Source organism: Luteitalea sp. (genome assembly GCF_044337415.1).
In the GTDB taxonomy this organism is placed as follows: Bacteria; Acidobacteriota; Vicinamibacteria; order Vicinamibacterales; family Vicinamibacteraceae; genus Luteitalea.
In genome coordinates this window covers 1-3,906 of sequence record NZ_JBIINP010000304.1, presented here as the reverse complement: position 1 = coordinate 3,906, position 3,906 = coordinate 1, and the positions used below count along the sequence as shown (strand labels likewise).

Below are 3,906 nucleotides of genomic sequence, written 5' to 3'. Positions count from 1 at the left end.
GACATCGGTCGCGACCGCGTCGCGTAGGGAGACCCCTGCGTGCGCGGCGTGGCCCGCGTGCGTGCCTGATGCGGCCCGGTCCCCATGGCGGGGCCGTGTCGGTGCGTGGCCGGTCCGTCTCTTCTCTCGGGGGCGGGCCGGTCATAATCGGGCGTGCGCATTTCCGCCCCGATCCTGCTCGCGCTGCACCTCGCCGCGGGCTCCCCGGCGATGGCCCAGCCGCCGGCTCCGGCGCCAGCGCCGTCGACTCCCTTGCCAGCCTCTCCAGCGCCCGACCCCGGCAAGGACGAGGACGTGCTCGAAGCCGAGGAAACCGTCATCGTGTCCGCGACGCGGTCCGGACGTCGCCTGCAGGACGAGCCCCTCCGCGTCGAAGTCATCGACGGCGAGGAGATCGAGGAGAAGGCGCTCATGACGCCCGGTTCGGTCGCGATGCTGCTGGGCGAGACATCCGGCCTGCGCGTCCAGACCACCGCGCCCTCACTCGGCGCCGCCAACGTCCGCGTCCAGGGCCTGCGCGGACGCTATGCCCAACTGCTTGCCGACGGGCTCCCCCTCTACGGCGCCGGTGGCGACTCGCTCGGCCTGCTGCAGGTGCCGCCCCTCGACCTCGGCCGTGTCGAGGTGATCAAGGGTGCGGCGTCGGCCCTGTACGGACCGGCGGCGCTCGGCGGGGTCATCAACCTGGTGGCACGCCGCGCGAGCGAGGACGCCACCGAGGGCCTGCTCAACGCCACCTCGCTCGGGGGCACCGACGCGACGGCCTGGCTCGGACGCGTGCCCGGTGGCGGCTGGTCCTGGACGCTCCTCGGTGGTCTCCACACGCAGGCCCGTCGCGATCTCGATGACGATGGCTGGACCGATGTGGCGGGGTACGCCCGGGGTGTGGCGCGGCCACGGGTCAGCTACGAGTCGGGGGCCGGCACGTCGCTCTTCCTGACCGGCGGCCTGATTGCCGAGGACCGCGACGCCGGGACGATCGGCGCCGCCGTGGCTCCCGACGGACAACCGTTTGCCGAGCGCCTCGAAACGCGCCGTGCCGACGTCGGGGGGGCGTGGCGCCGTGTGTTCGGCGCGCGCGTGCTCAGCCTCCGCGGGTCGTGGGCGCGCAACGGGCAGGACCGCCGCTTCGGCGAGGTGCGCGAGCGTGGCACGCGACAGACGGCGTTCGGCGAGCTGTCGCTCACGGGCGTGCGCGGACGGCACACCTGGGTGGTTGGAGGCGCGGTGCAGCAGGATCGCTACGCGCCCAGTGACGTGCCCCGAGCCGCGTACCGGTTCACCGCGCCGGCCGTGTTCGTGCAGGACCAGGTCGACATCGGCCCGCGCGCCAGCGTGTCGGCCAGCGCCCGCATGGACGCGCACAGCGAGTACGGCCTGTTGGTGGGCCCGCGCGTCTCGCTGCTGCTGCGTCCCGCCGCGGCGTGGACGGCTCGTGTGTCGGTGGGAGGCGGGGCCTTTGCGCCGACGCCGTTCACCGAGGAGACCGACGAGACGGGCCTCGCGCGCCTGGCGCCGCTGGTGGGTCTCCGGGCCGAACAGGCCACCTCGTTCAACGCCGATCTCACGTGGTCCCGGGGGCCCTTCGAGGTGACCGGGACCGTCTTCGGATCGCGGGTGGCGCACGCGGTGCAACTGTTCACCCGTCCGGCCGATGCCGTCACGCCCGTCACGCCGTGGACGGTGGCCCTGGTCAATGCCGACGACCCGACGCGCACCTGGGGCACCGAAGCCCTGGCGCGCTACCGCAAGGGCGCGTTCGTGGTGATGGCGACGCACGCCTGGACGCGGTCGACGGAACTCGATGTCGACGTCTCCGCCCGCCGCGAGGTGCCCCTCACGCCGCGGCACGCGCTGTCGCTGAACGCCATGCTCGAGGGGCCCGAGTGGGGCCGCGCCGGGATCGAGGCCTACTACGTCGGGCAACAGGACCTCGAGGACGACCCGTACCGTGCACGGAGTCGGTCGTACGTGCTGATCGGCGCGTTGTTCGAGCGCCGTGTCGGACGCGTCCGACTGTTCGTGAACGCCGAGAACCTCCTCGACGTGCGGCAGACCAAGGACGCCCCGCTCATCCGCCCGACACGCCTCCCGGACGGCCGCTGGACCGTCGGCGCCTGGGCGCCGCTCGATGGGCGCGTCGTCAACGGCGGCGTCCGGTTCGGGTTCTGAGCCTGCCCCGGCGCCTGCCGGTGAAACATTTCCTGCGTATCCGGGTATGTGGTGTACATGGCCGCTCCGGGCGACCCGTCGGGCCCGCCAGGGGCAGCCAGCTTCGACGCATTCGTGCGCGAGTACCAGGACATGGTGTACGCCGTTGCCCTTCGCCTGCTGGCCCGTGAGGCCGATGCCGAGGATGTCGCCCAGGCGACGTTCGTGCGGGCCTACGAGCAGTTCGGGCGGCTCGATCCGGTCACCGTGGCCGGCTGGCTGCGCACGGTGGCCACCCACCTGTCCCTGAATCACCTGGCTCGCCACCGCTCGCGTTGGCGGCTGTTCAGCGAACTGGGCAAGGTCGGCGGCGCCGCCTTCGACACGCCCTCGGACGCCCCCGATCCGGCCGAGGTGCTCGACGCCGAGCAGCGGCGCGCGCGGCTCGAGGAGGCGCTACGGGCCTTGCCCGCCCACCAGCGCGTGCCGCTCGTGCTGTTCCACTTCGAGCAGCGCAGCTACGACGACATCGCCCGCCTGCTCGGCGTGTCGCTCGGCAAGCTCAAGACCGACATGCACCGCGGGCGGCTCGCCCTGCGGCGGTGGCTCGCATGACGCCCGATCACGACGCCCTCGAGCAACTGGTCGATCGCGCGCTGGGCGAGCTCCCCCTGCCGCGCGCCCCGCACACCCTGCGGGCCCGGGTGCACGCGGCCGTCGCGGCGCCGCCGACCCGCGGCGCCTGGTTCACGTGGCCGTGGCCCGTGCAGGTCGGGGCGGGCACGGTGGCGCTCGTGCTGGCCCTGGCGCTCGCGTGGGCGTGGCCATCGGTCGTGGGGCAGGTGTTGCCGTCCATTCCTGGCACGGGCTCGCTGCGGGTCGCGGCCGAGACCAATGCCGCGCTCGTGCAGGTCCTGCGTCTCACTTGGGCGGCTGTCGTCGCGCCGCTCGCCTGGTACGTCCTGCTGTTCATCGTGATGTCGGGCACCGCGTGCGCGGTGTGCCTGGCGGCCCTGAGCCGCGTGGCCCTCGGAGGGGCTTCCCAGTCATGACCTCATTGCTGCGACTGGTCACCATCGGCCTCGTCGGCCTCATCGGCCTCGCGACGCCACCGGCCCGCGCCCAGGACCCTGCGGCCCCGGTCGTCGACACGCCCGCCACCCAGTCTCCGGCCAGCCCGGCGACTGCCGCCCCCGCGCCTGCCAGCCCGGCGCCTGCCAGCCCGGCGACCGCATCACGGCCCGCGCCGCGGACGCGCCGCGTGCCGCCCGTCACGCCCGACGCCACCGTGTCGCCCGAGGGCGCGATCGTCACCGACACGACCGATTCGCTCGATCCGTGCGACGGCATCCGGCGCAGCCCGGCCTTCCGGCTGGGCCAGGACGAGACGATCGGTCCTGACGATGTGTTCGACGGGTTCGCGGTGGTGATGGGCAACGTGGTGGTCAACGGCCGCGTGTGCGGCGACCTGTCGGTCACGATCGGCGACGTGCGGTTGACGCGCACGGCGCGGATCGACGGCACGCTCGTGGTGGTGGGCGGCACGTTGGTGATCGAGGAGGGCGCGAGCGTCGGGCAGGAACTGGTGCTCGTGGGCGGCACGCTCGAGGCGCCGCCGGACTTCCGGCCCGGCAGCGACAAGGTGATCATCGGCGTGCCCCTGATCGGCGGGTCGCTGCGCGCCGCCGTGCCCTACGTCACGCGCGGGCTGCTGCTCGGGCGGCTGATCGTCCCCGATCTCACGTGGGTGTGGGC

General features: G+C 73.6%; 3 protein-coding genes and 1 pseudogene. All 4 read left to right on the top strand.

Annotation, left to right across the window (positions count from 1 at the left end; translation table 11 throughout):
- Nucleotides 1-153 precede the first annotated feature (153 nt).
- A complete protein-coding gene (locus tag ACIRDX_RS21365) occupies nt 154-2,172 on the top strand; it encodes a TonB-dependent receptor plug domain-containing protein (protein ID WP_396627451.1) in 2,019 nt (672 codons plus the stop codon).
- Nucleotides 2,173-2,229: 57 nt separating this feature from the next.
- Nucleotides 2,230-2,766: an RNA polymerase sigma factor gene (locus ACIRDX_RS21360; RefSeq protein WP_396627452.1), complete on the top strand. Its 537-nt coding sequence runs from the start codon at nt 2,230-2,232 to the stop codon at nt 2,764-2,766.
- Nucleotides 2,754-3,203 carry a hypothetical protein gene (locus ACIRDX_RS21355; RefSeq protein WP_396627450.1) on the top strand — a complete coding sequence of 150 codons (450 nt, stop codon included), beginning with the start codon at nt 2,754-2,756 and terminating at the stop codon, nt 3,201-3,203. The genes ACIRDX_RS21360 and ACIRDX_RS21355 overlap by 13 nt, the downstream gene beginning before the upstream one ends.
- A pseudogene (locus tag ACIRDX_RS21350) lies at nt 3,200-3,906 on the top strand (hypothetical protein); the annotation flags it as partial. The gene ACIRDX_RS21355 and the pseudogene ACIRDX_RS21350, both read left to right, overlap by 4 nt.